The sequence below is a fragment of the Rhizobium sp. YJ-22 genome, from assembly GCF_029601685.1.
GTDB lineage: Bacteria > Pseudomonadota > Alphaproteobacteria > Rhizobiales > Rhizobiaceae > Metarhizobium.
Genome location: NZ_JARRIR010000002.1, coordinates 124,954 through 150,777, shown reverse-complemented (window position 1 = coordinate 150,777; position 25,824 = coordinate 124,954). Strand labels below are relative to the sequence as shown.

General features: G+C 63.3%; 26 protein-coding genes and 1 riboswitch. Of the genes, 18 read left to right on the top strand and 8 right to left on the bottom strand.

Going from position 1 to position 25,824, the window contains the following annotated elements; all coding sequences use genetic code 11:
• Window positions 1-10: 10 nt before the first annotated feature.
• Window positions 11-688, top strand: a complete 678-nt coding sequence (locus P7F60_RS05295) for a ferredoxin (protein WP_277916671.1) — start codon at window positions 11-13, stop codon at window positions 686-688.
• A gap of 199 nt (window positions 689-887) precedes the next feature.
• The gene (locus tag P7F60_RS05290) at window positions 888-1,577 is read left to right on the top strand and encodes a phosphodiester glycosidase family protein (protein WP_277916670.1); all 690 of its coding nucleotides are present in this window, start codon (window positions 888-890) and stop codon (window positions 1,575-1,577) included.
• 1 nt (window position 1,578) lies between these two features.
• On the opposite strand, the gene P7F60_RS05285 is transcribed toward P7F60_RS05290, so the two are convergent.
• The 6 genes from P7F60_RS05285 to P7F60_RS05260 all read right to left on the bottom strand — a co-directional run bounded on the left by P7F60_RS05285 (window position 1,579) and on the right by P7F60_RS05260 (window position 8,135).
• Window positions 1,579-1,968 carry a hypothetical protein gene (locus P7F60_RS05285; protein ID WP_277916669.1) on the bottom strand — a complete coding sequence of 130 codons (390 nt, stop codon included), beginning with the start codon at window positions 1,966-1,968 and terminating at the stop codon, window positions 1,579-1,581.
• A gap of 22 nt (window positions 1,969-1,990) precedes the next feature.
• Complete coding sequence (locus tag P7F60_RS05280; protein WP_277916668.1) at window positions 1,991-3,724, bottom strand: hypothetical protein; 1,734 nt, start codon at window positions 3,722-3,724, stop codon at window positions 1,991-1,993.
• Between the two features lie 81 nt (window positions 3,725-3,805).
• Window positions 3,806-4,822, bottom strand: coding sequence for a betaine--homocysteine S-methyltransferase (bmt, locus tag P7F60_RS05275; protein ID WP_277916667.1), 1,017 nt, complete (start codon window positions 4,820-4,822; stop codon window positions 3,806-3,808).
• A gap of 136 nt (window positions 4,823-4,958) precedes the next feature.
• Complete coding sequence (locus tag P7F60_RS05270; protein WP_277916666.1) at window positions 4,959-6,005, bottom strand: glycine betaine/L-proline ABC transporter ATP-binding protein; 1,047 nt, start codon at window positions 6,003-6,005, stop codon at window positions 4,959-4,961.
• Window positions 5,998-6,909 carry a proline/glycine betaine ABC transporter permease gene (locus P7F60_RS05265; protein ID WP_277916665.1) on the bottom strand — a complete coding sequence of 304 codons (912 nt, stop codon included), beginning with the start codon at window positions 6,907-6,909 and terminating at the stop codon, window positions 5,998-6,000. The genes P7F60_RS05270 and P7F60_RS05265 overlap by 8 nt, the downstream gene beginning before the upstream one ends.
• A gap of 230 nt (window positions 6,910-7,139) precedes the next feature.
• Complete coding sequence (locus tag P7F60_RS05260) at window positions 7,140-8,135, bottom strand: ABC transporter substrate-binding protein (RefSeq protein WP_277916664.1); 996 nt, start codon at window positions 8,133-8,135, stop codon at window positions 7,140-7,142.
• Window positions 8,136-8,253: 118 nt separating this feature from the next.
• Between P7F60_RS05260 and P7F60_RS05255 the strand changes: the two genes are divergently transcribed.
• On the top strand, window positions 8,254-8,622 hold the full coding sequence (locus P7F60_RS05255; protein ID WP_277916663.1) for a hypothetical protein: 369 nt from the start codon (window positions 8,254-8,256) through the stop codon (window positions 8,620-8,622).
• Window positions 8,623-8,913: 291 nt separating this feature from the next.
• On the opposite strand, the gene P7F60_RS05250 is transcribed toward P7F60_RS05255, so the two are convergent.
• Window positions 8,914-9,057, bottom strand: a complete 144-nt coding sequence (locus P7F60_RS05250) for a hypothetical protein (protein ID WP_277916662.1) — start codon at window positions 9,055-9,057, stop codon at window positions 8,914-8,916.
• Window positions 9,058-9,300: 243 nt separating this feature from the next.
• Between P7F60_RS05250 and P7F60_RS05245 the strand changes: the two genes are divergently transcribed.
• The 7 genes from P7F60_RS05245 (at window position 9,301) to P7F60_RS05215 (ending at window position 17,892) form a co-directional block, all read left to right on the top strand.
• Window positions 9,301-10,755 carry a cobyric acid synthase gene (locus P7F60_RS05245; RefSeq protein WP_277916661.1) on the top strand — a complete coding sequence of 485 codons (1,455 nt, stop codon included), beginning with the start codon at window positions 9,301-9,303 and terminating at the stop codon, window positions 10,753-10,755.
• 64 nt (window positions 10,756-10,819) lie between these two features.
• Window positions 10,820-11,182, top strand: a riboswitch (cobalamin riboswitch).
• A 53-nt stretch (window positions 11,183-11,235) separates the two neighbouring features.
• A complete protein-coding gene (locus tag P7F60_RS05240; RefSeq protein WP_277916660.1) occupies window positions 11,236-11,391 on the top strand; it encodes a hypothetical protein in 156 nt (51 codons plus the stop codon).
• 4 nt (window positions 11,392-11,395) lie between these two features.
• Window positions 11,396-11,935, top strand: a complete 540-nt coding sequence (cobU, locus tag P7F60_RS05235) for a bifunctional adenosylcobinamide kinase/adenosylcobinamide-phosphate guanylyltransferase (RefSeq protein ID WP_277916659.1) — start codon at window positions 11,396-11,398, stop codon at window positions 11,933-11,935.
• Window positions 11,936-11,939: 4 nt separating this feature from the next.
• Window positions 11,940-12,983, top strand: coding sequence for a cobalamin biosynthesis protein CobW (gene cobW, locus P7F60_RS05230; protein ID WP_277916658.1), 1,044 nt, complete (start codon window positions 11,940-11,942; stop codon window positions 12,981-12,983).
• A gap of 13 nt (window positions 12,984-12,996) precedes the next feature.
• Window positions 12,997-16,758 (top strand): cobaltochelatase subunit CobN, encoded by a 3,762-nt coding sequence (gene cobN, locus P7F60_RS05225; protein WP_277916657.1) that lies wholly within the window; start codon window positions 12,997-12,999, stop codon window positions 16,756-16,758.
• Between the two features lie 79 nt (window positions 16,759-16,837).
• Window positions 16,838-17,467 carry a cob(I)yrinic acid a,c-diamide adenosyltransferase gene (gene cobO, locus P7F60_RS05220; protein WP_277916656.1) on the top strand — a complete coding sequence of 210 codons (630 nt, stop codon included), beginning with the start codon at window positions 16,838-16,840 and terminating at the stop codon, window positions 17,465-17,467.
• Entirely contained in the window at window positions 17,467-17,892 is a 426-nt protein-coding gene (locus P7F60_RS05215) for an EamA family transporter (RefSeq protein WP_277916655.1), read from the top strand. Before cobO ends, P7F60_RS05215 begins: the two co-directional genes overlap by 1 nt.
• Here the strand turns inward: P7F60_RS05215 and P7F60_RS05210 are convergent.
• Window positions 17,889-18,674 (bottom strand): TSUP family transporter, encoded by a 786-nt coding sequence (locus P7F60_RS05210; protein WP_277916654.1) that lies wholly within the window; start codon window positions 18,672-18,674, stop codon window positions 17,889-17,891. The two genes, P7F60_RS05215 and P7F60_RS05210, sit on opposite strands and share 4 nt — an antisense overlap.
• 128 nt (window positions 18,675-18,802) lie before the next feature.
• Here P7F60_RS05210 and P7F60_RS05205 point away from each other — a divergent pair, with 128 nt between their 5' ends.
• The 8 genes from P7F60_RS05205 to P7F60_RS05170 all read left to right on the top strand — a co-directional run bounded on the left by P7F60_RS05205 (window position 18,803) and on the right by P7F60_RS05170 (window position 25,651).
• Window positions 18,803-19,222: a cobalamin biosynthesis protein gene (locus P7F60_RS05205; protein ID WP_277916653.1), complete on the top strand. Its 420-nt coding sequence runs from the start codon at window positions 18,803-18,805 to the stop codon at window positions 19,220-19,222.
• A gap of 101 nt (window positions 19,223-19,323) precedes the next feature.
• Window positions 19,324-20,286 (top strand): nucleoside hydrolase, encoded by a 963-nt coding sequence (locus tag P7F60_RS05200; RefSeq protein ID WP_277916652.1) that lies wholly within the window; start codon window positions 19,324-19,326, stop codon window positions 20,284-20,286.
• Between the two features lie 250 nt (window positions 20,287-20,536).
• Window positions 20,537-21,376 carry a uroporphyrinogen-III C-methyltransferase gene (gene cobA, locus P7F60_RS05195; RefSeq protein WP_277916651.1) on the top strand — a complete coding sequence of 280 codons (840 nt, stop codon included), beginning with the start codon at window positions 20,537-20,539 and terminating at the stop codon, window positions 21,374-21,376.
• Window positions 21,373-22,677, top strand: coding sequence for a cobyrinate a,c-diamide synthase (locus tag P7F60_RS05190; protein ID WP_277916650.1), 1,305 nt, complete (start codon window positions 21,373-21,375; stop codon window positions 22,675-22,677). The genes cobA and P7F60_RS05190 overlap by 4 nt, the downstream gene beginning before the upstream one ends.
• The gene (gene cobD, locus P7F60_RS05185) at window positions 22,674-23,672 is read left to right on the top strand and encodes a threonine-phosphate decarboxylase CobD (RefSeq protein WP_277916649.1); all 999 of its coding nucleotides are present in this window, start codon (window positions 22,674-22,676) and stop codon (window positions 23,670-23,672) included. Before P7F60_RS05190 ends, cobD begins: the two co-directional genes overlap by 4 nt.
• A 100-nt stretch (window positions 23,673-23,772) precedes the next feature.
• Window positions 23,773-24,753 carry an adenosylcobinamide-phosphate synthase CbiB gene (cbiB, locus tag P7F60_RS05180; RefSeq protein WP_277916648.1) on the top strand — a complete coding sequence of 327 codons (981 nt, stop codon included), beginning with the start codon at window positions 23,773-23,775 and terminating at the stop codon, window positions 24,751-24,753.
• An 83-nt stretch (window positions 24,754-24,836) separates the two neighbouring features.
• Window positions 24,837-25,076 carry a hypothetical protein gene (locus tag P7F60_RS05175; RefSeq protein ID WP_277916647.1) on the top strand — a complete coding sequence of 80 codons (240 nt, stop codon included), beginning with the start codon at window positions 24,837-24,839 and terminating at the stop codon, window positions 25,074-25,076.
• A 146-nt stretch (window positions 25,077-25,222) separates the two neighbouring features.
• A complete protein-coding gene (locus P7F60_RS05170; RefSeq protein ID WP_277916646.1) occupies window positions 25,223-25,651 on the top strand; it encodes a L,D-transpeptidase in 429 nt (142 codons plus the stop codon).
• Window positions 25,652-25,824: the final 173 nt, after the last annotated feature.

The window sequence follows — 25,824 nt, the reverse complement described above, 5'->3', positions numbered from 1 at the left end:
GGGGGCCGCGGTGAGCGGCTCCGGCGATATCCTGACCGTCATCCGTGCGGCGCTTGCGCCGCACGGTCTTTTTTTGCGCGGCGTCGTGCATTTCGACGAAGGCGACGGGCCGGAGCTAAAAAAGGGCGGGTGCGCGGCCGGCGCCGTGCTGCTCGGCAATGCCGGGGGGTCGCTCTGGCCGGCCTTTTCCGCCTGGCGGGCGAACAATCCCGATGCCGCCGATCCGCTCGATACCTGGTCGAAGCTTTTGATCCGGCCGTTGGCGGAAAGCATCGGGGCGCAGGCCTTCTTTCCCTCCGATCCGCCCTGGCAACCTTTCCAGCAATGGGCGATGCGCGCCGAGGGATTGCGGGCTTCGCCCCTGGGCATCCTGATCCATCCGGTCTACGGCCTGTGGCATGGATATCGCGCGGCGCTGGCTTTTGCCGAACCGCTGCCGCAGGTTCCGGCGATATCGGGCGCGCATCCTTGCGACACCTGTCTCGAAAAGCCTTGCCTCACGACCTGTCCTGTCGGCGCGGTGTCCGCAGCGCGCTTCGATGTCGCGGCCTGTCGCCGACATCTGGCGACGGGACAGGCGGGTTGCCTCGCAGGCGGGTGTCTGGCGCGGGCGGCCTGCCCGGTGGGCGTCGACTATCGCTATCCGGCAGCGCAATTGCGCTTTCATATGGCCGCACTCGGCTTGTAGAAACGGGTTTAGAGCATTTCCGCTTTTCCTCGAATCGCGAAAGCGCTCTAACTCTTTGTTTTGTCTCATTTCCGGATGGAAACCGGTGTCCATTTTCCCGGAAATGCTCCAGGATCGAATCGGCGGGAGGCCAAAGCGTTTGCGTTACTGGATCAGGCTGATGGCCGCTTCCGCCGCGCTGCTGTTTTCAGGAAAAGCCATGGCAGCTGATTTCTGCCGTGACGTCGAGCATCTTGGCGACACCTATCTCGTCTGCACCTTCGATCCGGCGATGCAGGAACTGCGGCTCTATCACAGCAATTACGCCGGCAAACCCTATGGCGCCTTCCGGCCGATGCTCGACGATGTCGCGGTGGATCGCACCCGTGTGCTCTTCGCCATGAATGCCGGCATGTATCATGCCGATCTCGCACCGGTCGGGCTCTATGTCGAAAACGGCATCGAGCGCCAGAAGGCGGTGACCGGCGGCGGCTACGGCAATTTCCATCTGCTGCCGAACGGCATCTTCTACATGGACCGCGGCAAGGCGGGTGTCATGGAAACCAAGGCCTATCTCGCCGCCGGGCTTAAGCCCTGGTATGCGACGCAATCGGGGCCGATGCTGGTGATTGACGGAAAAATCCACCCCGCCTTCCTGCCGAAGAGCGACAGCCTGAACATCCGCAATGGCGTCGGCGTCGATCGCGACGGCAAGGTCCATGCGGTGGTCTCGAAAGGCCCGGTGCGATTCCACGATTTCGCGACGCTGTTTCGCGACATCATGGCTTGCGACAACGCGCTGTTTCTCGACGGTACGATTTCCAGCCTCTACATTCCCGAGGCAGGGCGCGAGGACCGGCTGTTCCCGATGGGGCCGATCTTCGCCGTGGTCGAGACGCGTCCCGGTTAAATCAGAGCTTCGACTTCGGGTAGGCGCGCTCCAGCCCGCCGGAACGGGCGAGGCCGGTGCGGAAGGCGGCGAAGGCAGGATGCTGGCTCTGGCGAGCGATTTCGTTAAGGCGAATCTGCAGGCGATCCGGCGCAGCCTCGCCCAGCCATTCGCCGCATTTTTCCAGCTTCAGCGTGTTGAGGAAATGTGCCTTCGAGGCGTTGTCGAGAAACAGTTCGAGGCCGCCGAGCAGGCTTTCGTCGCGCTGCGGATGCTCCATGCCGGCCACCAACGTCGCCTTGTCCGCCTCGGTGAAGCCGGTAAGGTTCCGGGCGACGCCATCGCGATCGGCAAAGCCGGCGGATGCCGCGGGCGTGGCGGAGATGGCGGGGCGTGGCTGGAAAATGGACATCGGCAAAACTCCTGTCGTCACGTCAATTGCGGTCTGCGGGTTCGAATGAGCCGTCGCGTGGCGGCAAGGGCGGCACGTCGATATGATCGGGCGCTAATCCGGCCCGGCCACGTTCGGCCATCATTTCATAGGCGCGTTCGAGATGGCGGGTGAAGCGCTCGGTGTCGAACAGGGGATGGGTAAAGCGATTGGCGGCGATCTTTTCGCGAATGACAGCCAAGCGCGAGCGATCCTCCGCCAGCGCCCGGCAGAGCGCGACAAGGCCGTCTTCATCTTCCGCCACCAGTTCCGAAAGGCCGAGCGCGCCGAGCAGGCTTTCGGAAACGCGCGAGGCAAAGCTGCGTCCCTTCTTCGTCACCACGGGGAGCCCGGCCCACAGCTTGTCCGACGTGGTGGTATGGCCGTTGCAGGGGAAGGTATCGAGCCCGAGATCGGCGGCCTGAAGGCGGGCCATATGCGCGGCATGGGAGGCGCGCCCGGTAAAGACGATGCGGGCAGGATCGATGCCGAGGCCTTGCATATAGGCGGTGAAATTTCGCCTGGGCTGGCCTTCCTCGCAGATCATCCAGAGGATACTGTCGGGGATGGCCTGCAAGACCCGCGCCCAGAGGCGCGCCGTTTCCGGCGTGATCTTGCGCACGGTGTTGAATGAGGCGAGCACGAAGGCGGTTTCCGGCAAGCCGAGGCTTGCGCGGCTGGCCGGAGGCGGCAAGGCGCGGAAGCGATTGTCGTTGGGTTGATAGGTTTCCGGCAGGCGGCACAGTTTCTCGTGATAGAAAGGCTTCGACCCGTCCGGCGTCACGATGGCATCGCCGATGAAATAGTCGCAATCGATACCGGTGCCGGAACCTGGAAAGCCGAGCCACGACACCTGGACCGGCGCCAGTCCGCGATTGATCAGGCTGGTGCGGGTATCCTTCGAATGGCCCTTCAGGTCGACGAGGATGTCTATGTTGCAGGCGCGGATGCGCGCTTCGGCGGTCTCGTCGTCGAGGTGACCGATGGGAATCAATCCGGGATATGCCTGGCGGTTGCCCATATCGGCGGAAATCACGTCCGCCGGCGTATGGCAGAAGTGATAGACCTCGTATTTTTCCGGATCATGCGCGAAAATGACGCCCTGGAACAGCATCATGGTGGCATGTTGGTCGCAATAATCGTTGGACAGGTAGCCGATGCGCAGCTTGTCGTTCCAGACATGCGGCAGGGCGCGCCGTTGCGCCTGCGATTGCGGCGTGAACGCCTCGCCGCCGCTGATGAAGGTGACACGGCTGGTGATTGCTTCGTCGTCGCACCACATGATGTTTTCCATCGGCGCTTCCAATCCCAGGTAGACCGGGTCGCCGGCTTGCAGGCGTGCGAGGAAGGCGTCTTGCTCGGCCTCCATTTCAGGCAGGCAGAGCATCATACGTTGCAGCCGCCGATAGGTGCTTTCGGCTTCCGGATCGAAAGGGCCGCCACGCGCGGCCAGCCGGGCGTTCGTCAGGGCCGTTTCCATATCCCCGGCCTGCATGGCGGTGCGGGCCGCCAGCGTGCGCAGCAGAAGCACGTCGCGCCCCTGTTTCAGCTCTGCGGCACGGGCATAATAACGCGCCGCCTCGGCGAGTTTTTCGGTTCGTGTGCAGCATTGCGCGGCAATCAGCAGGAACTCGACGGGAACGGAGGGAGCGCGCAACGCCGGCGCCAGTTCGATCAGCGTCTTGCGGTAGTTTCCGCTCTTGTAGCTTTTCAGGGCGGATTGCAGGGTTTTTGACATGCGGTTTCGGCGGTCCGTTGCGTTCCTTCCCCTTTAACGGGCGAGGCTGACGCAGGACTGACCGCCGGAACCTCTCCAGCCTTATCCGCGACGGCGACCGCGTTCGCGCGGGGCGGCCGCGGGTGTTTCGTTGGCCGTCTTGTTGCGCAAGGGGCCGATCTTTTCGACGATCTCGGCAAGTGTTGGGCGCGGCGAGGGCGTGTAGGTGTCGAGCGCCTCGCGCATCGCGGCCAGATGGCTGCAGGATGTGCCGCAGCAACCGCCGATGATCTTTGCGCCGGCGTCGCGGGCAAGCCGCGCATAGGTGGCCATCAGCGGCGGTGTGCCGGAGTAATGGATCTCGGAGCCGCGGAATTCGGGAATGCCGCAATTGCCCTTGACGATGACGGTTGCCGCCGAGTCGGCTTCGGTCATGTCGAGCAGGCTGGCGAGAATATCCGAAGCGCCGACGCCGCAATTGGCGCCGACGGCCAGCGGGCCGCTGCCGATATCGCCGGCGACACCGTGGATATCCTTCGGCGCTAGGCCCATCATCGTCTTGCCGGCGGTGTCGAACGAGCCGGTATAGATATAGGGCAGGCCGACCTTGACGGCAGCTTCCGCCGCCGCGCGGATTTCCTCCGGCGCGGACATGGTTTCGATCCAGGCGATTTCTGCGCCGCCGGCCTTCAGGCCCTCGATCTGTTCGGCAAAGGCGGCGACCGCCTCGTCATAGGTCAGCGCGCCGAGCGGCTGCAGCAGTTCACCGGTCGGTCCGACCGAGCCGGCGACGATCACCCGGCGGCCCGCCTTGTCGGCGACCTCGCGGGCGATTTGAGCGGCCTTTTTGTTGAGTTCGAAGACGCGGTCGGCCGCATGGTGCAGCTTCAGCCGGTGGCGGGTGCCGCCAAAGCTGTTGGTGAGGATGATGTCCGCGCCGGCATCGACGAAATCCTGATGCAGCTTGACGATCTTTTCCGGCTGACTCTCCAGCCAGAGTTCCGGCGCTTCGCCCGCTTCCAGCCCCATGGCGAACAGGTTGGTGCCGGTGGCGCCATCTGCGAGCAGCACACCTTTCTCGGCGAGAAGCTCCTGAAGCGGGTTGGCGGTCGCGGTCATCGTTTATCCTCTCGAACTGAATTTCAGAAAGATATAAACATATCTTTATATCATTGCAACTATCGATGTGGAACCAACGGCAAAACGCCGCCCGGTGGGCGGCGTCTCGGCAGATAGCGAAAGATGGAGCCCGGCGTCAGGCCGCCTGTTGCTGCAGGTGGCTGGTCGGCGTCACCATGGCGGTGATGACGATCGGCAGGTCGATGCGTCCGATGGGCTGGCCGGCGGCATCGACAACATGCGCCTGGGTCTGTCCGTTCTCCGTCAGGGACTTGGCGACGGTTTCCAGGATCATGTCATGCGGGATCGGCATGCCCTCGGGCGTTCCGGCGAGCGGTTTCATCACCGTCTTGGCCTGGATGACGCGGCCGCGGTTCACCTCCTTGACGAAGGCGGTGATGTATTCGTCGGCCGGTGTCAGCACGATCTGCTGGCCGGTGCCCTGCTGGACGACGCGGCCATCACGCAGGATGGCGATGGTGTCGCCGAGCCGCAGGGCCTCATCGAGATCGTGGGTGATGAAGACGACGGTCTTCTTCAGCTCCTTCTGCAGTTCGAGCAGGACCGTCTGCATGTCGACGCGGATCAGCGGATCGAGCGCCGAATAGGCTTCGTCCATCAGCAGGATGTCGGCATCGTTGGTCAGCGCCCGGGCCAGGCCGACGCGCTGCTGCATGCCGCCCGAAAGCTGGTTTGGATAATGCCGCTCGAAGCCCCTGAGGCCGACGCGTTCGATCCACTGGCTGGCGCGCTTGACGCTTTCATTGCGGTCGACGCCCTGGATTTCCAGGCCGTAGACGGCGTTGTCGAGCACGGTGCGATGCGGCAGCAGCGCGAATTTCTGGAACACCATCGCCGTCTTGTGGCGGCGGAAGGCGCGCAGGTCGTTCTCGTTCATCCGGCAGACGTCGACACCGTCATAGAGCACTTCGCCGGCAGTGGGATCGATCAGGCGGTTGATGTGGCGGATCAGCGTCGACTTGCCCGAACCGGACAGGCCCATGACGACCGTGATGCCGCCGCCCGGCATCGAGACGTTGATATCCTGCAGGCCGAGCACATGGCCGTATTTTTCGTTCAGTTCCTGCTTGCTCAGGCCGCCCTTGACGGCGTCGATGTAATCGCGCCCACGCGGTCCGAAAATCTTGTAGAGGTTTTTGACCTCGATGCCGTGACTAGCCATGTATGACCTCCGAGTGTTTTTGCAGGCGCCGGCCGAAAGCCTGGCTGGTGCGATCGAAGATGATGGCGATGACGACGAGCGCAAAGCCGTTCAGGAACCCGATCGTGAAGAACTGATTGTTGATGGCCTGCAGGACGTTCTTGCCGAGGCCGCCGACGCCGACCATCGAGGCGACGACCACCATGGCGAGCGACATCATGATCGTCTGATTGATGCCGGCCATGATCGTCGGCAGCGCCAGGGGTATCTGCACGTTGCGCAGCTTTTGGCGGCTGGACGAGCCGAAGGCGTCGGCCGCCTCCAGAACTTCCTTGTCGACGAGCCTTATGCCGAGATTTGTCAGGCGAATCATCGGCGGGACGGCATAGATGACCACGGCGATCAGGCCCGGCACCTTGCCGATACCGAAGATGACGACGACCGGAATGAGGTAGACGAAGCTCGGCATGGTCTGCATCACGTCGAGGATCGGGTTGACGATGCTTTGCAGCCGGTCGGAGCGCGCCATGAGAATGCCGATCGGCAGGCCGACCAGGATGGCGATCAGGGTCGCGACCGTGACGATCGCCAGCGTCACCATCGTGTCGTTCCATAGGCCGACCGCGCCGATCAGCATCATCGACACCGCGGTGCCGAGGGTGATGCGGATATTGCGGCTGGCTGCATAGACGATCGCCATCATGATCAGCAGGACCACGATCCACGGAGTGGAGACGAAGAGGTCTTCCAGAAAATTCAGGAACAGTTGCAATGGACGCACGACGACGGAGATGAGGTCGCTGTTGGCGCGAACCAGATTGCGGAAGCCGTCATCGATCGTCTTGCGCGCCGCACGGATCGACGTATCGCCGATGGCCGGAAAATTACAGAGAAGGTCGGGCAGTATGGTGCATTGTATTGCCATTTGTTCCCCTTTGTTCGCCGGCTTTGCTGCCGGTCTTGAGATGCGCACGCTTGGCGACGCATTCTTGAAGGATCGATGTGCAGGACTCCGGTCTGTTTGCGACCTTATGGTTGCACATCTCCCACGATATGCCCTTCGCCGCCTCGGGGGGAAAGGGTGGAGAAACCCCGGCCGCAACGGGCGGCCGGGCAAAAGGCTGGCGTATCGACCGGAAACCGGTCATCCCGCCGTCAGAGGGCTGCCTTCACCTTTTCGGCGACATCCGGCGCGACCCACTTGGTCCACATGTCGGGATAGGTCTGCAGGAAATACTTGGCGGCGTCCTCGTTCGTGCCCTGGTTGTCGGTCATCCAGGCGAGAACCTTGCCGACCGTCTGGTTGTCCCACTTGCGCGTCTTGACGTAATCCATCGCTACGCCCGCCTTTTCGGAGAACTGCTTGGTCACGATGGTGTAGACGTCGGAGGTCGGGTAGGCGTTGACCTTCGGATTGGCGCAATCGGGAACCGCAGTGCAGGCATCCCATTCCTTCTTGTCGTGCTCGACGCCGAAGCTAAGCTTGGTCATCTCATATTTGCCGAGGATGGCGGTCGGCGCCCAGTAGTAGCCGAGCCAACCGGTCTTCTTCTCGAAGGCGTTGGCGATCGAGCCGTCGAGGCCGGCGGCCGAACCGCTATCGACGAGCTGGAAGCCGTCCTTCTCGGCGTTGAGCGCCTTGTAGAGGTTGGCGGTCGACACCTGGCAGTTCCAGCCGGACGGGCAGTTGATGACGGCGGCCTTGGACGGATCTTCCGGCGCCGGGAACAGCTCCGGATGCTTCAGAGCATCCTGCACCGTCTTGATATCCGGATGGGCGTCTGCGAGGAATTTCGGAATCCACCAGCCTTCGACGCCGCCGTCGCTGAGCAGCGGCGCAGCCTGGATGATGCGGCCTTCGGCAATCGCCGCATCGAGCGCGGTCCGCACCGAGTTGACCCAGAATTCCGGGGCCATGTCCGGTTCGGACTTCTCGTTCATCGAGGTGAAGGTCGGCATGGTGTCGCCGGCGACCAGCGTCACCTTGCAGCCGTAGCCGTTCTCCAGGATCATCTTGTCCACATGGGCTGCCACGCCGGCGGAGGCCCAGTTCATTTCCGCGATCGAGACGTCGCCGCAATCGGCATGAGCCGTGCCGGCGAGCGCGAACAGACCACCGGCGAGGAAAGTTGAAGCGATCAGCTTCTTCATAATCTTAAGACCTCCCAGTCTTGTGATGCAGTGTTTTCGTTCGACAATGGACCGGATCACTGCGAGCATCCCGGCCACTCTAGGAGCGAGGTTGTGCGCCGCGCGACGGGAGCCCTCCATGCAGGCAACCGATCAGGCGTTGTGCCGGCGTGTTCCGTTTTTTATCTGGGCAATTTTTCACCGGCTGGGCGTAACCCTACGGCTTTCATTGCAGAAATCAACCGCCTGTTCGCGACGCATGTCGACGGTCTGGCCAAAAGGCGGGGCGCCTGCGCATAAAATAGGCGGGTGCCGCGGCCGTTTCTGGCAATTTTTGCCCCATTTTTTTCTTATGATTGGCCTGAGATATTTTTATGGCTCAGACGCACGCTCGATTGAGACGAATTCTATCCTGTCCGCGCCGAATCTTCATACGAAGATTTTTTTCGTTTTTTTGCGAAAAAATGAAAATTCACCATTGATTAAGACCTTGATAACCGACCGGTAAGGATGTTTGGCTAAATGTCTGGCTGTGACGCGAGTACAGTCACAAACCTCCGGATCAGGTAGTGCGTATCGGAGGCAAGCGCGCCTTTGTGTGTGTTTTTTAAGGCGGCCGTTGTTTGGCAAGTCGCGTGGAAGGATCGGTTCCACGCGACTTTCGCACCTCCCGGTCACCTATCTTCCAAGCATAAAACAAAACCGCCACGCGCTGTCGCGCATGGCGGTTGTTTGCATTTGCCAAAATGTGTCAAAAACGCCGGTGCGCTGCCGTGGCTGCGCCTGGCGCCTGTCCGGCTCAGCCGGCGTTGCGGGTACGGATGAAGCCGAGCGCGCCGAACGTGGTGTCGAGCTGCTGCAGGCGGGTATCGAGTTCGTTGCGCGGAGCGGTCGAGCCCCAGGCGATCTGGACGGCGTTCTTCTTCTTGAAGATGTAGAGCATCGGTTTGTCCTTGGTGCCAGGGCTCTGGCTGTTCGTTTGAACTGAGTGGATATATAGGCGTGGGGCCTGGGTTTCGCAACGATCAAAGTCGTCGCGGAATGTCGCAAAAAGACATATTTTTGCGTTTTGCGAATGGACGCTTTTCGCGACGCACAAATGCCCCTGGCAATTGCGGCGAATTCGCGGCAAAACCACTGGAACATAAGGGCGTATGGCCCGTCGGGGAAAAGGGAAAGGCGGCCGATGGCACGGGCGATCATGCTGCAGGGAACGGGGTCGGATGTCGGAAAAACGGTATTGGTGGCCGGTCTGTGCCGCCTTGCCGCCAACCGGGGGCTGAAGGTCGCGCCGTTCAAGCCGCAGAACATGTCCAACAACGCCGCCGTTTCCGACGACGGCGGCGAGATCGGCCGGGCACAATGGCTACAGGCATGGGCGGCGCGCATGCCGTCTTCCGTCCATATGAACCCGGTGCTGCTCAAGCCGCAATCGGATGTCGGCAGCCAGATCGTGTTGCAGGGCAAGGTCTGGGGGCAGGCGCGCGGGCGCGATTACCAGCGACTGAAACCGCAATTGCTGGATGCCGTGCTGGAGAGCTTTTCCATCGTCGGGAAGCAAGCCGATCTGGTCATCGTCGAGGGGGCGGGATCGCCGGCGGAAATCAACCTGCGGGCCGGCGATATCGCCAATATGGGATTTGCGACGCGTGCCGGCGTGCCGGTGGTGCTGGTCGGCGATATCGATCGCGGCGGCGTTATCGCCTCGCTGGTCGGCACCCATACCATCCTGCCGGAGGAGGACCGGCGGATGATATCGGGCTATATCATCAACAAGTTCCGGGGCGACGTCAGCCTGTTCGATGACGGCATCAAGGCAGTCGAGGGCTTTACCGGCTGGCCCTGTTTCGGCGTCGTTCCGTGGCTGAAGGCGGCGGTAAGATTGCCTGCGGAGGATTCGGTGGTGCTGGAACGGCTGTCGCGCTCGGGAAGCGGCGCCTTGAAGGTCGCGGTGCCGATGCTGGCGCGGATCGCCAATTTCGACGATCTCGATCCGCTGGCGGCCGAGCCGGAGGTCGATCTGGTGTTCGTCCGGCCGGGCGAGGCGCTGCCGGGCGATGCCGGCCTTGTGGTGTTGCCCGGCTCGAAATCGACCATCGGCGACCTTGCCGATTTTCGCGCGCAGGGCTGGGATCGTGATCTGGAGCGGCATGTGCGTCGGGGCGGACGAGTCATCGGTCTCTGCGGCGGTTACCAGATGCTTGGCCGGAAAGTCTACGATCCGCTCGGGATCGAAGGCAGCACGACCGAAATCGAGGGGCTTGGCCTGCTCGACATCGAGACGGAAATGGCGCCGGAAAAGACGGTGTGCAACAGCGCGGCCTGGTCGGTGCCTTACGACGTCGCGCTGTCAGGCTATGAAATCCATCTCGGCGTCACCTCCGGCAATGATTGCGCCCGACCGTTCGTGACCATCGACGGACGGCCGGACGGGGCGATCTCCGGCGACGGGCGGGTGGCCGGAACCTATCTGCATGGGCTGTTCGGCAGCGATGCCTATCGGGCCCGGCTGCTGGAAAGTTTCGGCATCACCGGCTCACGCGAAAGCTACCGCCAGCGCGTCGATACGGCGCTGGACGAGGTGGCGGCGGAACTGGAAAACCTGCTCGACCGGAATTGGCTGGCGCAGCTTCTCGGATGATGGCGCGTTTGCGACAGGCGGCGGCGAGGGGCGCAATTGACTTGGAGTGTCGGAGTGCTTAAATCCCGCTTACAACAAGCATGGTTTTCCCTTCGCGAAAGCGGAGAGAAATGAAAAGGGAATGCGACGGGACGGACCCAATCCGGGCGTTTCAATCGCAGCCGACCCCGCGACTGTAGAGCGGTCAGGGACATGCATCGGCGGACGCATCTTGTCCTGACGGCTCGCGATGGTGCAGGCTCCAGGGCGGACGGGGCATCCATCGAAAAGCCACTGGAAATGGCGCTGCAATCAACCGGGCTGGACGCCTCCTTATCTACGAATCGTCCGCCTTTTGCCAGTGTCATCCGGGAAGGCGAGCATGTCCCGCCGGCATTTTTGCCGAGCGCCGCGAGCCAGGAGACCTGCCGTGCCGGTCGGGACGCCCATCAGGCGCGACCCATTTCGGGGAATCCACCCCGCGCCAGCACGGAGGTTGTCATGGCAACGATCGTATCGGCCCGTCCGGGCTTGGGGCGCTTCCGCTTTTCTTCGAAACGCGAAAACATCCCGTCTCTTTATCGTACCGCATTTGCGGACGCAAAACCGCTTCGCACTTTTGCTGGAAATGCTCTGGCGCCTGCCGGGGCGATCTGAACCCATGCAATCCGGCGACCTCCAGACATCCCCCCGAACTGTTCTCGTGCTTGGCGGCGCGCGTTCGGGCAAGTCGCGTTTTGCCGAGGCCAGCGCCATCGAGAGTGGGCTCGCGCGCCACTACATCGCCACCGGCCGCGCCTTCGATGACGAGATGCGTACCCGCATCGCCAAACATAAAGAGGATCGCGCCGGCGATGGCTGGACGACGCATGAGGAGCCGCTGGATCTGATCGGCAGCATTACCGCCGCCAATGCGGCCGACCGTGTGCTGCTCGTCGATTGCCTGACGCTGTGGATCACCAACCTGATGATGGAAAGCCACGATATCGACGCGGCCGGAGATGCGCTGGCCGATATGCTTGGGTCCGTCAAAGGCCGGTTGATTCTCGTTTCCAATGAAGTCGGTCTCGGCATCGTGCCGGAAAACCGCATGGCGCGCGAATTTCGCGACCATGCCGGCCGTCTGCACCAGAAAATCGCGGCGAAAGCCGACGAGGTCTATTTTATCGCGGCGGGACTGCCGCTGAAAATGAAGGGATAAATTCATGCAGAAGATTCCGGCAACCGTCATTACCGGCTTTCTCGGCGCCGGCAAGACGACGATGATCCGCAACCTGCTCTCCAACGCAGGCGGCAGGAAAATCGCGCTGATCATCAATGAATTCGGCGATCTCGGCGTCGATGGCGACGTGCTCAAGGGCTGTGGCGCGGAAGCCTGCACCGAGGACGACATCATCGAACTGACCAATGGCTGCATCTGCTGCACCGTCGCCGACGATTTCATCCCGACCATGACCAAGCTGCTGGAGCGTGAGAATCGCCCGGATCATATCGTCATCGAAACCTCCGGCCTTGCCTTGCCGCAGCCGCTGGTCGCCGCCTTCAACTGGCCGGATATCCGCACCCAGGTGACGGTGGACGGCGTCGTGACGGTGGTCGATAGCGCCGCCGTCGCCGCCGGCCGCTTTGCCGACGATCACGACAAGGTCGACGCCGCCCGCGTTCAGGACGAATCGCTCGACCACGAAAGCCCGATCGAGGAACTGTTCGAGGACCAGCTCACCTGCGCCGATCTGATCGTGCTCAACAAGAGCGACCTGATCGACGCCGCCGGTCTCGAAAGCGTCAAGGCCGAAGTCGCCTCGCGCATCGCTCGCAAGCCGACGATGATCGCGGCGAAGAACGGCGATGTGCCGAGCGCCGTGCTGCTCGGTCTCGGCGTCGGCACCGAGAGCGATCTCGAAGCCCGCAAGTCGCATCACGAGCTGGAGCATGAAAGCGGCGAGGAGCACAGCCATGACGAATTCGACAGCTTTGTCGTCGAACTCGGCCCGGTCGCCGATCCCGCCGGTTTCGTCGAGAAGCTGAAGGGCGTGATCGCGGAACATGACATCCTGCGCCTCAAGGGTTTCGTCGACGTGCCGGCCAAGCCGATGCGTTTGCAGATCCAGGCCGTCGGCAGCCGCATCGATCAGTATTTCGACCGCGCCTGGACGTCGGGCGAGCCCCGCGCCACCCGCCTCGTCGTCATCGGCCTGCATGACATGGACGAAGCCGCCGTCCGCGACGCCATCGCGGCCCTGGCGTAAGGAGGCCTTTCTCATGCATCTGCTGCTGGCGCAAAAGGGCTCGATTTCGGAAGGCGACGAGGCCATAGACCTCGGCCAGTCGCCGGGCGACATCCTGTTCCTGTCGGCGGCGGATACCGAGATGGCGGCGATTGCCGCCGCCCATGCCGCATCGCCCGATGGTCCCAGCCTGCGCGTCGCAAGCCTGATCAGCCTCAAGCATCCGATGTCGGTCGATACCTATGTCGAGCGCACGGCGCGGCATGCGAAGCTGATCGTCGTGCGGGCGCTGGGTGGGGCAAGCTATTTCCAATATGCGCTGGAGGCGTTGCACGCCTGCGCGCAATCGACCGGTGCGCTGATTGCCGTGCTTCCCGGCGATTCCAAGGCCGATCCGGGGATTGCGCCGTTCTCGACGGTTGCGGCCGATGACCTCAATGCGCTCTGGGCCTATCTGATCGAAGGTGGCGCGGAGAATTACCGCGCCTTCCTCGATTATGCCGGGGCGCTCGTTTCCGGCGGCGACAAGCCGGGTGCGGCCGCGCCGCTCGCCAAGGCCGGCATCTGGTGGCCGGGGCGGGGTGTGGTGTCGATCGAGGAATGGCAACAGGAAGTCGGGCTGGCGGCGGATGCGCCGATTGCGGCGATCTCTTTCTATCGCGCGCTGGTGCCGAGCGGCGAGACGCGTCCAGTCGCGGCGATGATTGAGGCCTTGCGGTCCGAGGGTTTGAGGCCGCTGCCGGTCTTTGCCTATAGCTTTAAAGATGCCGATTGCATCGAGGCGGTTGGTGCAATCTTCCGCGAACTATCGCCGGATGTGGTGGTCAATACGACAGGCTTTGCCATTTCCGCGCCCGGTGCCGCCCGCAAGCCGACGGTGCTGGAGGCCAGCGACGCCGTCGTGTTGCAGGCGATCTTTTCCGCCTCGTCACGTGAGGCGTGGGAGGCATCCTCGCAGGGGCTTTCGGCGCGCGATCTTGGCATGAACGTGTCGCTGCCGGAGGTTGATGGGCGCGTTCTCTCTCGCGCCGTTTCGTTCAAGGCGGCGCTGCGTTTCGATGAGAAGGTGCAGGCCAATATCGTTTCGCACCAGCCGGATGCGGGGCGCATGGGATTCGTTGCGCGGCTGGCGGCCAATTGGGCGCGGCTGCGGCGGCTGGAGGCGGCGGAGCGCCGCATCGCCATCGTGCTCGCCAATTATCCCAATCGCGATGGTCGTCTCGGCAATGGTGTCGGCCTCGATACGCCGGCCGGCACGGTCGAGGCGCTGAAGGCGATGGCGGCGGCGGGCTATGCCGTCGCCGATCTGCCTGAGGATGGCGATACGCTGATCGCCCGGCTGATGGAAGGCCCGACCAATGCCGCCCATGACGGCCGCGTCATCCGTGAAACGCTTTCCCTGAGTCAATACAAGGCGTTCTTCGCGTCTCTTCCTGTTTCGATTCAGGATGAAGTGACGGCGCACTGGGGTAGGCCGGAGGCCGATCCGTTCTTCATCGGCGATGGTTTTGCCCTGTCGCTGATGAAGCTCGGCGAGACGCTGGTCGGCATCCAGCCGGCGCGCGGTTACCAGATCGATCCCAAGGAAAGTTACCACTCTCCCGATCTCGTGCCGCCGCACGGTTACTTCGCCTTTTATGCCTATATCCGCCAGGTCTTCGGCGCCCATGCCATCGTGCATATGGGCAAGCATGGCAATATGGAATGGCTGCCGGGCAAGGCGCTGGCGTTGTCGGAGACCTGCTATCCCGAAGCCGTGTTCGGCCCGACGCCGCACCTCTATCCTTTCATCGTCAATGATCCAGGTGAGGGCAGCCAAGCCAAGCGCCGCAGCGGTGCCGTCATCATCGGCCACCTGACGCCGCCGCTGACGCGGGCGGAGAGCTATGGGCCGCTCAAGGACCTGGAAGCGCTGGTCGATGAATATTACGAGGCTTCGGGTGGCGATCCGCGCCGGCTGCGGCTGCTGCGCAAGCAGATCCTCGATCTCGTCGCCTATATCGGCCTCGACCGTGACGCCGGCATCGAGAAGGGCGAATCGGAAGACAAGGCGCTGGAAAAGCTCGACGCCTATCTCTGCGATCTCAAGGAAATGCAGATCCGCGACGGCTTGCACATTTTCGGCGTTTCCCCTTCCGGCCGGATGCTGACCGACTTGACGGTGGCGCTGGCCCGCGTGCCGCGCGGTCTCGGCGAAGGCGGTGACCGCAGCCTGCAGCGGGCGATTGCCGAGGATGCCGGGTTGGCGGCCGATGGCGTATTGTTCGATCCCTTGGATTGCGATATGGGCGCCGCGTGGGGTGGACCACGGCAGCCGGTGTTGGCCGAGGTCAGCGACGACCCTTGGCGCTCGAATGGCGATACCGTCGAGCGCATCGAATTGCTGGCGATGCGGCTGGTTTCGGGCGAGGCGGCTTGCCCGGCGGAATGGGCGCATACGCAAGCCGTGCTCGCCGAAATCGAGGCGCGGCTGAAGCCGGCGGTGATGGCGTCGGGGCAGGCGGAAATCGCCGGGCTGATGGCCGGGCTTGCCGGCCGTTTCGTCGCCCCCGGACCCTCCGGCGCGCCGACGCGCGGGCGGCCGGATGTCTTGCCCACGGGGCGCAATTTCTATTCCGTCGACAGCCGCGCCGTGCCGACGCCGGCGGCCTATGAGCTGGGGCGCAAGTCGGCCGAATTGCTGGTCCGCCGCTATGTGCAGGATCACGGCGACTGGCCGCAGAGTTTTGGCCTCACTGCCTGGGGCACCTCCAACATGCGCACCGGCGGCGACGATATTGCCCAGGCGCTGGCGCTGATCGGCGTCAAGCCGCTCTGGGACATGGCCTCGCGCCGTGTCACCGGTTTCGAGATCATTCCGCAGGCGATGCTCGGCCGGCCGCGTGTCGATGTGACGCTGCGCATTTCCGGTTTCTTCCGCGATGCCTTCCCGGAACAGATCGCTTTGTTCGACAAGGCGATCCGCGCCGTCGGCGCTCTGGACGAGGATGCATTCGACAATCCCATCGCCCGGCGCATGAAAGGCGAGACGGCGCGGTTGATTGCCGAAGGATTGGATACCAAGGCGGCTTCGCGCCGCGCCGGCTACCGCGTTTTCGGTTCCAAGCCCGGCGCTTACGGGGCGGGGTTGCAGGCGTTGATCGACGACAAGGGTTGGCGGCAGCGGGCTGATCTTGCCGAAGCCTATCTTGTCTGGGGCGGCTATGCCTATGGCGCCGATGAAGAGGGCCATGCGGCGCGCGGATTGTTCGAGGAGCGGCTGCGCTCCATCGAGGCCGTGGTCCACAATCAAGACAATCGCGAGCATGATATTCTCGACAGCGACGATTATTACCAGTTCGAGGGCGGCATGTTCGCTGCTGCCGAACTGCTGTCGGGCAAGGCGCTACCAGTCTATCACAACGACCATTCGCGGCCGGAAAAGCCGGTGGTGCGTTCGCTCGAAGAGGAAATCGGCCGGGTGGTGCGCGCCCGCGCCGTTAATCCGAAATGGATCGCCGGCGTGATGCGCCATGGCTACAAGGGCGGGGCGGAGATGGCGGCGACCGTCGATTTCCTCTTCGCTTATGCCGCCACCACCGGCATGGTCGGCAACCATCATTTCGAGGCGATCTACGACGCCTATGTGATGGACGAGGCGGTGCGCGATTTTCTGGAAGAGAAGAATCCGCATGCGCTTGAGGATATCAAGGCGAAGCTGACGGAGGCGATGGATCGCGGCCTGTGGACACCGCGCTCCAACTCCGCCCGTTTTTCGCTGCAGCCGTCGCGGCAGAGCGCGAACCCGGTATCCTGATTTGCGCCGGGACAAAGAGAAGAAGCCGCCGCTCTTCTAAATGAGTACGGCAGGCTTGAATGACGAGGGAAGAGAGACGATGAGCGAAGACACAATCGAAACCGGCAAGGACGACGCCCGCCACGCCGAGAAGATGGCCAAGAAAAAGGCCGCGCGCGAAAAGATCATGGCGACCAAGACCGACGAGAAGGGTCTGATCGTCGTTCATACCGGCAAGGGCAAGGGCAAGTCTTCCGCCGCCTTCGGCATGATCTTCCGCCATATCGCCCATGGCAAGCATTGCGCCGTCGTGCAGTTCATCAAGGGCGCGATGGCGACCGGCGAGCGCGACCTGATCGACCGGCATTTCGCCGATCTCTGCGAATTCCACACCATGGGCGAGGGCTTTACCTGGGAAACGCAGGATCGCGGCCGCGATGTCGCCACCGCGCAGGCCGCCTGGGAAAAGGCAAAGGAATTGATTCTCGACGAGCGCAATTCCATGGTGCTGCTCGACGAGATCAACATCGCGCTGCGCTACGATTATCTCGACGTCAACGAGGTGATTTCCTTCCTGAGGGAACACAAGCCCTACATGACCCATGTCGTCCTCACCGGTCGCAACGCCAAGGAGGAACTGATCGAGATCGCCGACCTTGCCACCGAAATGGAACTGCTCAAGCATCCCTTCCGCTCGGGCATCAAGGCGCAGGCCGGCGTCGAATTCTGATGGTGCAGGGCTGGGCCTTCTGGGCGCTGCTTTCGGCCGCCTTTGCGGCGTTGACGGCTGTATTCGCCAAGGTCGGCGTCGCCGGCGTGCCCTCCGATCTGGCGACCTTGATCCGCACCTGCATTATCCTTGTGGTGCTCTCGGTTATCGTCGTCATCACCGGGCAGTGGCAATCACCTATGTCGATTTCCGGCCGGTCCTGGCTGTTTCTCGGCCTCTCCGGCCTTGCGACGGGCGCTTCCTGGGCCGCCTATTTCCGGGCGCTGAAGCTGGGGGACGCCGCCCGCGTCGCCCCGGTCGACAAGCTGTCCATCGTGCTGGTCGCGATTTTCGGAGTGGTCTTTCTTGGCGAAAAACTGTCGCTGCTGCACTGGTTTGCGGTCGGGATGATCGCGGCGGGGGCCATCATCCTCGCCATCTTCTAGAAACCGAGCCAGATCCGCAGCGGATGTGCCGGGTCCGAGAGCAGCTTCAACGCCAGCGCCACGCAGGTGATCACCAGCAGCGGCTTGATGATTTTCGCGCCGCTGCGCATCGCCAGTCGCGAGCCGGCCTGCGCGCCGAGGAACTGGCCGAACCCCATGACGATGCCGACCTTCCACAGCACCACGCCATTCAGCACGAAAACGGTGAAGGCACCGATATTCGAGCCGAAATTCAGGAATTTCGTGTGCGCCGTGGCCTTCAGCACGCCGAAGCCGGCCATGGTGACGAAGGACAGCATGAAGAAGGAGCCGGCCCCGGGGCCAAACAGCCCGTCGTAAAAACCGACCGCCGGAACGAAGGTCAGGCCGAACAGGAATGGCGTGATGCGGCGATGGCGATCCTCGTCGTGCAGGTTCGGCTTCACCGCGAAATAAAGCGCGATAGCGACCAGCAGGAAGGGCAGGATCGCTTCCAGCGTATCCGCCGGGATGATCGTCGCGAGAATAGCACCGCCGGCGGCGCCCAATGCCGACATCAGCGCCATTGGCACCTGTTCGGAAAGCTTCACATGGCCCCTGCGGGCATAGGCGATGCTGGCCGAGGCAGAGCCGAACAGCGATTGCAGCTTGTTGGTGCCCAGCGTTTCCAAGGGCGGCAGGCCGGCGATCAGCATAGCCGGCACCGTGATCAACCCCCCACCACCGGCAATCGAATCGATGAAGCCGGCGACGAAGGCGGCCAGGAACAGGAAGGCGAGGATCTGGAAGCTGAGGTCGAGCAAGGCGGAAGTCCTGGGAGAGGGCGGCGAATCATGGCCTGCCCATCTTGCAATCGTGACAAGACAGGTCATCCTCATGGGCAATTCCATCCGCTCCCGTCAAGGGAGCGATGCCAACGAAGCAGGACGCCATGACTGATTTTTCCGCATCCGCGCCGCCGGGCCGCGCCATTCTCGGGCTCGGCTGCCGCTCCTCGGCGACAACTGAGGAGTTGCTGAGCCTGGCCGGCGAAGCGCTGGCGCGGGCCGGGATGATGGCGGGGCGGCTGTCGGCCGTCGCGTCGCTCGACCGGCGCGCCGAATCGGGCGTTATCGATGCCGTCGCCGCGCGGCTCGGTGTCCGCGCGGTGTATTTCGATGCGGGAACGCTGGAGCGCGAAACGCCGCGCCTTGCCAATCCTTCGGAAAACGTGTTTCGCGCCGTCGGCTGCCATGGCGTGGCGGAGGCGGCGGCGCTTGCCGCGGCCGGGCCGTCCGCGCGGCTGGCGTTGCCGAAGATTGGCTCGGGTGGGCTGACTGCGGCGATCGCGCTTGTCGATTCCGGCACGTGACGATTGCGGATCGACGCGCAGGCACTATTGTGTCGGTGTTCCGGCTTTTGGCCGAAAGCTGTTTCGCGAAGAATCCAACAAGAAGAACAAGAGGATAATTTATGCATAAGGTTATCTACGATACCGATCCCGGCGTCGACGATGCCATGGCGCTGCTGTTTCTGCATCGCCACCCCGATATCGACCTGATCGGCATCACCACTGTGTTCGGCAATGCCTCGATCGACACGACCACCCGCAATGCACTGTTCCTGAAGCGCGAATGGGGCATTTCGGCACCGGTAGCGCGCGGGGCCAGCCAGACGATCGACCCTGACCGGCAGGACATCGGCTGGCCGACCTTCATCCATGGCGATGACGGCTTGGGCAATATCGGTGTGCCCGAAACCATCGACCTGCCAGAAGACGGCCGTTCGGCGCATCGCTTCATCATCGACACCGTGCGCGCCCATCCGGGCGAGGTGACGCTGGTGGCGGTCGGGCGCATGACCAATCTGGCGCTCGCGCTACGGGAGGATCCCGACATCATCGGCCTCGTCAGACAGGTCGTGGTCATGGGCGGCGCCTTCGATGTCTCTGGCAATGTGACGCCCGCCGCCGAAGCCAATATCCATGGCGATCCGGAAGCGGCCGATCTGGTATTCACAGCGCCATGGAAGGTGGTGATCGTTGGTCTCGACGTGACCATGAAGACGATGATGACCCGCGACTTCCTGGCCGGGATGGCGGCCTCGGGCCGCGCCGATATCAAGCTGCTCGCGAATATCTCGCAGTTCTATATCGATTTCTACAAGGATCGCGCCGGACGCGAGGGCATGGCGGTGCATGATAGCTGCGCCGGCGTCTATGTCGTCGCGCCGGAGCTGTTCGCCACCCGCAGCGGCGGCGTGCGGGTGGTCTGCGGTGGTATCGCCGATGGCCAGACGATTCAGAAGGCGGAAGACCGTCATTTCGGCCCGAGCGCCTGGGACGGGCTGCCGAGCCAGCTTGTCTGCATCGATGTCCAGCCCGAAGGCGTGCTGAACGTCATTCGCGCCGCGCTGGTGGACGGTAAACGGCTCTGATGCCGACGCCATGGGGCGGTGGCCGCCCCATGGCGATTGTCGAATCTTTCAAAGGCCATGGCGGCTGTTTCTCAGGATTCGAATCGGGACGTTCACAGGCCGATTCAAGACATTTCACTGTCGCCTGCGGAAAACCGCGCATCGCAAGCCGGCTTATGGTTCCGTCCGTTTGCTGCTAGATTGACACTCCCGCTTCATGCGCTTTCAGTTTATCGCAATTCCGACGTCGGGATTGTTCCAGGGCAATGCAATGTTTGAACACGTTTTTTCCTCTCTGCCGGATTTGGCTCCGGGCTCGGTCTGGCTGGCGGGCGCTGGCCCCGGCGATCCCGGGCTTCTGACGCTGCTGGCGGTGAAGGCGCTTGGGCAGGCCGATGTCATCGTCCATGATGCGCTGGTCAATGAGGATTGCCTGAAATTCGTGCGCCCGGGTGCTGCGCTGGAATATGCCGGGAAACGTGGCGGCAAGCCCTCCGCTCGCCAGCGCGATATTTCGCTCAGGCTGGTGGAACTGGCGCGCGCGGGAAATCGGGTGTTGCGGTTGAAAGGCGGCGATCCCTTCGTTTTCGGGCGTGGCGGCGAAGAGGCCTTGACGCTGGTCGAGCATGGCATCCCCTTCCGTATCGTGCCGGGGATCACCGCCGGCATCGGTGGCCTTGCCTATGCCGGCATTCCCGCGACGCATCGCGAGATCAACCACAGCGTCACCTTCCTCACCGGCCATGATTCGTCCGGTATCGTGCCCGACCGGATCGACTGGGAAGCCATCGGCCGGGGCTCGCCCGTCATCGTCATGTATATGGCGATGAAGCATATCGGCCAGATCGCCGCCAACCTTATCGCCGCCGGCCGCTCCGCCGACGAACCCATGGCCTTTGTCTGCAATGCCGCGACGCCGCAGCAGACGGTGCTGGAAACGACGCTCGGCCGGGCCGAGTCGGATGTCGAGGCCGCCGGCATCGAGCCGCCGGCCATCGTCGTCGTCGGCCAGGTGGTGCGGCTGCGCCCGTCGCTCGATTGGCTCGGCGCGCTCGACGGCCGGCAATTGCTGCCCGATCCTTTCGCGCAAGGGCGAAGGGAGACCGCATGAGCGGACTGCTGATCGCCGCCCCGTCCTCGGGCGCCGGCAAGACGACGGTGACGCTCGGCCTGTTGCGGGCGTTGAGCCGGCGCGGCCTTGCCGTCGCGCCCGGCAAGGCCGGGCCCGATTACATCGATCCCGCCTTTCATGCCGCCGCCAGCGGCGCGCCCTGCCTGAATTTCGATCCCTGGGGCATGCGGCAGGAATTGCTACTCGCGAATGCCGGCTTGCATGGAGCGGGGCGGATGCTGGTGATCGAGGCGATGATGGGCCTGTTCGACGGTGCCGCCGATGGTTCCGGCGCGCCGGCCGATCTGGCGGCGGCGCTGGATCTCGCCGTCGTGCTGGTGGTCGATTGCGCCCGCATGTCGCAATCGGTGGCGGCGCTGGTCAGTGGATATGCACGGTTTCGCGACGATATCCGTGTTGTCGGCGTCATCCTCAACCGGGTCGGCAGCGACCGGCATGAGATGATGCTGCGCGATGCGCTTACCCCTGTCGGGGTGCCGGTTCTGGCCGTGCTGCGCGCCGATGCCGGGCTTGCCTTGCCGGAGCGGCATCTGGGCCTCGTGCAGGCCGGCGAACATGCGGGCCTGGAAGAGTTTATCGACCGCGCTGCGGCGGCCGTCTCGCAGCGGATGGATCTGGAAGCGCTGATCCAGGTCGCCGGTGCGCCGCGCGCGGCGGATTTGCGCAACAGCCCTGCGCGCCTGCCGCCGTTGGGGCAGCGAATCGCCGTGGCCAGCGATATGGCCTATGCCTTTCGCTACGAGCATCTGTTGGCCGGCTGGCGCATGGCGGGCGCTGATATCACGCTGTTTTCGCCGCTTTCCGACGAGGCGCCGGCGGTGGATGCCGATGCGGTCTACCTGCCGGGCGGCTATCCCGAACTGCATGGCGAAAAGCTTGCCGTAGCGGAAACGTTCCGTAACGGCATGCGGGCCGCCGCGGAGCGCGGCGCGCGGATTTTCGGCGAGTGCGGCGGCTACATGACGCTGGGGGAGGCGGTCATCGATGCGGAAGGCAGGAGTCACCGCATGCTCGGCCTATTGCCGCTCGTGACGTCCTTTGCCACCCGCCGCCGGCATCTCGGCTACCGCATAGTGCGGCCGCTGCCGGGCAGTTGCTTCACCGAGCCGATGCGGGCGCATGAATTTCACTATGCAACCATCGTTTCCGAAGGCGAAGCAGACCGGCTGTTTGCAGCACGCGATGCGGTCGGCGTCGATCTCGGCACGGTCGGGCTCCGACGCGGTACGGTCTCCGGCTCGTTCATGCATCTGATCGACCTCGCGGGCGAGGCGGCATGAGCGGCGCCATTATCCATGGCGGCGGCATCACCGCCGCCGCCGCGCTGCATGGCGGGCGGGTGGAGGATTGGCTCGATCTCTCCACCGGAATCAATCCATGCCCGCCGGATTTGCCGGCCATCGAACCGCGCGCCTGGCATCGCCTTCCGGATCGTTATCTTGTGGAGAGGGCGCAAGCCGCTGCGGCGGGCTATTACGGCAGCGGGCCTGTGATGCCGCTTGCCGTCCCCGGCACGCAATCGGTCATCCAGTTGCTGCCGCGCCTCGTTTCCCCGGCCGCGCCGGTTGCGATCCTGTCGCCGACCTATGGCGAATATGCCCGCGCCTTCACGCTTGCCGGGCATCCGGTCGATGCCGTCGCCACGCTGGACGACATTGGCCCGCAACATAAGCTCGCCGTCGTCGTCAATCCCAACAATCCCGATGGACGGGTCCATGCTTCCGAAACCCTGCTGGAGCTCGCGGGGCGGATGGCGGCGCGGGGCGGCTTTCTGGTCGTGGACGAAGCCTTCTGCGATGGCGAGGCGATGGGCTCGCTGGTGGGCCAGGCCGGCGCGCAAGATGGCTTGATCGTCTTCCGTTCCTTCGGCAAGTTTTTCGGCATGGCTGGCGTGCGCCTTGGCTTCGTCGTTGCGAACGCCGGTCTGCTGGCGCGCTTGGAAAGCTGGCTCGGTCCCTGGGCGGTCTCCGGCCCGGCGCTGTCGGTGGCGGCATCGTTGCTGGAGGCCGATCCCGCGCCGTTGCGCGCGGCAATCGCGGCGCGCAAGCGTGGCCTGCTCGATGTCCTCGCCGAGGCCGGGCTGAGGGTACGCGGCGGGGCATCGCTGTTCGCGCTGGTCGAGGATGCGGCTGCCGGGCGGCTGCACGAGCATCTTTGCCGGGCGCACATCCTGGTGCGTAAATTCGATTACGAGCCGACATGGCTGCGTTTCGGGCTGGCGCCGGATGCGGCGGGCGACCGCCGCCTGGCCGAAGCGCTAAAGCATTTCCGGTGACAAGGGTCACCTCCAATGCTTTATCTCTTTCGCCTTTTCGCAATTCCGGACGGAAACCGGTTTTCACTTTTGCAGGAATTGCTCTAGCCGGATTTTCCCGATGACCGAACATTTTCTCATCCTGCTTCTGGCGCTGCTGCTCGACCGCATCGTCGGCGATCCCCCGGCGCTGTGGCGGCACGTTCCGCATCCGGTGGTGCTGTTCGGCAAGGCCATCGCCTTTGCCGATACGCGCCTCAACCGCCGTGCCCTGCCGCCGGCGCAGCGGCGGCGCAACGGCGTCATCGCCATTGCCGTGCTTCTGGTCCTGAGCGTCGCCTTCGGCTGCGGCCTGCATCTGCTGCTGGCGGGCCTCGGGCCGCTCGGCATCCTTATTGAGGTGGCGATCGCCGCTGTCTTTTTCGCGCAGAAAAGCCTGTCCGATCATGTGCTGGCCGTGGCGGAGGGTTTGAAGCGCGAGGGTCTTTCGGGAGGGCGTCGCGCCGTCAGCATGATCGTCGGGCGCGATCCGGAAACGCTGGACGAAGCCGGCATTTCCCGGGCGGCGCTGGAAAGCCTGGCGGAGAATTTTTCCGATGGCGTCGTCGCGCCCGCCTTCTGGTATGCGGCGCTCGGCCTGCCGGGGCTGCTGGCCTACAAGATGCTCAACACCGCCGATTCGATGATCGGCCATCTCTCGGAAAAATACGCTGATTTCGGCTGGGCCGCGGCCAGGCTCGACGATCTCGCCAACTGGCCGGCCGCGCGCCTGTCGATGCTGCTGATTGCCGCCGGCGCCTGGGTTCATCGCGGAAGCGCTGCGGCGCGGGCTGCGATCGACCTCGGTCTGCGCGATCACGGCCTGCATCGCTCGCCGAATTCCGGCTGGCCGGAGGCGGCGATGGCGGGCGCGCTCGATCTCGCGCTTGCCGGCCCGCGCGTTTATGGTGGCGTGCAGGTGCGCGAGCCGATGATGAATGCGGCTGGCCGACAGGATGCGTCCGTCTTCGATATCGAAGCCGGTGTCGCCGTCTTCAAGCATGCCTGCTCGGCACTTGCCGCCATCGCACTTGTCGCCTTCGTCATTCTGCTCGTCGTTTAAAAAATCTCCGCGGCGCCACCCGTTTGGGTGATGAAGCAGGCCACCCGTCCATGCGATACCAAAAGGGTGAAGGCGGGGGTGCTATGTCAACGGATATCATATCATACGGTGTGGCCAATCTGGTCCATATCGTTCTTCTGATGGCTTATGGCCTGATCGTCATGCTTTGCCTCCTGGAAACAATGCTCGAAATCATCAGGAGCGACGCCCCATGGGATCGCTGGAAAGTGCTGGGTGTGGCGCTGTCCATTGTCTGGCCGGTGTTGATTCTGGTGTTTATCCTTTCTCATTTCTTCGGCAGACGAAGCGGCCGGCGGGCATAGCGTCGGACGAGACAGTTTATTAACCATTCTTCTTCCTTTTCTGATTACTCTTGCACTTAATCGAACATCATTCTTTTCGCCTTATTCTCGCTTTCACTGTCAATTCTTGGCCACAAAACTTGTGACATGCGTAAAAAGGGGCGAGTATGAGAATACTTATTGCAGCCGCGGCGACGTTTTTGGCCGTACAATTTGCAGCCGTCGGATCGAATGCCGCCAATCTGGTGGCCAAGGTCAATCTGTCGAGCCAGACGATGACCGTGACGCAGAACGGCATCGTCAAATATCGCTGGAAGGTCTCGACCGCTCGTCAGGGCTATGTGACGCCGACCGGCAGCTACAGCGCCAAATGGGCTTCTCGCAACCACCGCTCGCGCAAATACGACAACGCGCCGATGCCGTATGCGATCTTCTTCAACGGTGGCTATGCCGTCCACGCCACTTTCGACCTGAAGCGGCTGGGGCGCCCGGCTTCGCATGGCTGCGTGCGCCTGCATCCGGACAATGCCGCGCAATTCTTCGCGATGGCAACGGCCAACGGCCTCGGCAATACCCGTATCGTCATCGCTCAATAGGGGGGGCTCCACCGCTATTCTCTTCGGCTCCGCCTTGTTTTCGCCGTGTCCACGGCGTCATGGAAGGGCGCAAGGATTGCGAATCCCGCCGGGTGGTGCCGCATTGCACCATCTTGCCATTGGCTTTTCGGCGATCTTTGCTATGAGGAAGATTGAGATCAGACATTTATGAG

Excerpts from the sequence above, each read along its gene's own strand:
- P7F60_RS05290 (WP_277916670.1), top strand. The coding sequence starts at position 888 with ATGGCAGCTGATTTCTGCCGTGACGTCGAGCATCTTGGCGACACCTAT.
- P7F60_RS05285 (WP_277916669.1), bottom strand. The coding sequence starts at position 1,968 with ATGTCCATTTTCCAGCCACGCCCCGCCATCTCCGCCACGCCCGCGGCA.
- P7F60_RS05280 (WP_277916668.1), bottom strand. The coding sequence starts at position 3,724 with ATGTCAAAAACCCTGCAATCCGCCCTGAAAAGCTACAAGAGCGGAAAC.
- bmt (WP_277916667.1), bottom strand. The coding sequence starts at position 4,822 with ATGACCGCGACCGCCAACCCGCTTCAGGAGCTTCTCGCCGAGAAAGGT.
- P7F60_RS05270 (WP_277916666.1), bottom strand. The coding sequence starts at position 6,005 with ATGGCTAGTCACGGCATCGAGGTCAAAAACCTCTACAAGATTTTCGGA.
- P7F60_RS05265 (WP_277916665.1), bottom strand. The coding sequence starts at position 6,909 with ATGGCAATACAATGCACCATACTGCCCGACCTTCTCTGTAATTTTCCG.
- P7F60_RS05260 (WP_277916664.1), bottom strand. The coding sequence starts at position 8,135 with ATGAAGAAGCTGATCGCTTCAACTTTCCTCGCCGGTGGTCTGTTCGCG.
- P7F60_RS05255 (WP_277916663.1), top strand. The coding sequence starts at position 8,254 with ATGCAGGCAACCGATCAGGCGTTGTGCCGGCGTGTTCCGTTTTTTATC.
- P7F60_RS05250 (WP_277916662.1), bottom strand. The coding sequence starts at position 9,057 with ATGCTCTACATCTTCAAGAAGAAGAACGCCGTCCAGATCGCCTGGGGC.
- P7F60_RS05245 (WP_277916661.1), top strand. The coding sequence starts at position 9,301 with ATGGCACGGGCGATCATGCTGCAGGGAACGGGGTCGGATGTCGGAAAA.
- P7F60_RS05240 (WP_277916660.1), top strand. The coding sequence starts at position 11,236 with ATGGCAACGATCGTATCGGCCCGTCCGGGCTTGGGGCGCTTCCGCTTT.
- cobU (WP_277916659.1), top strand. The coding sequence starts at position 11,396 with ATGCAATCCGGCGACCTCCAGACATCCCCCCGAACTGTTCTCGTGCTT.
- cobW (WP_277916658.1), top strand. The coding sequence starts at position 11,940 with ATGCAGAAGATTCCGGCAACCGTCATTACCGGCTTTCTCGGCGCCGGC.
- cobN (WP_277916657.1), top strand. The coding sequence starts at position 12,997 with ATGCATCTGCTGCTGGCGCAAAAGGGCTCGATTTCGGAAGGCGACGAG.
- cobO (WP_277916656.1), top strand. The coding sequence starts at position 16,838 with ATGAGCGAAGACACAATCGAAACCGGCAAGGACGACGCCCGCCACGCC.
- P7F60_RS05215 (WP_277916655.1), top strand. The coding sequence starts at position 17,467 with ATGGTGCAGGGCTGGGCCTTCTGGGCGCTGCTTTCGGCCGCCTTTGCG.
- P7F60_RS05205 (WP_277916653.1), top strand. The coding sequence starts at position 18,803 with ATGACTGATTTTTCCGCATCCGCGCCGCCGGGCCGCGCCATTCTCGGG.
- P7F60_RS05200 (WP_277916652.1), top strand. The coding sequence starts at position 19,324 with ATGCATAAGGTTATCTACGATACCGATCCCGGCGTCGACGATGCCATG.
- cobA (WP_277916651.1), top strand. The coding sequence starts at position 20,537 with ATGTTTGAACACGTTTTTTCCTCTCTGCCGGATTTGGCTCCGGGCTCG.
- P7F60_RS05190 (WP_277916650.1), top strand. The coding sequence starts at position 21,373 with ATGAGCGGACTGCTGATCGCCGCCCCGTCCTCGGGCGCCGGCAAGACG.
- cobD (WP_277916649.1), top strand. The coding sequence starts at position 22,674 with ATGAGCGGCGCCATTATCCATGGCGGCGGCATCACCGCCGCCGCCGCG.
- cbiB (WP_277916648.1), top strand. The coding sequence starts at position 23,773 with ATGACCGAACATTTTCTCATCCTGCTTCTGGCGCTGCTGCTCGACCGC.
- P7F60_RS05175 (WP_277916647.1), top strand. The coding sequence starts at position 24,837 with ATGTCAACGGATATCATATCATACGGTGTGGCCAATCTGGTCCATATC.
- P7F60_RS05170 (WP_277916646.1), top strand. The coding sequence starts at position 25,223 with ATGAGAATACTTATTGCAGCCGCGGCGACGTTTTTGGCCGTACAATTT.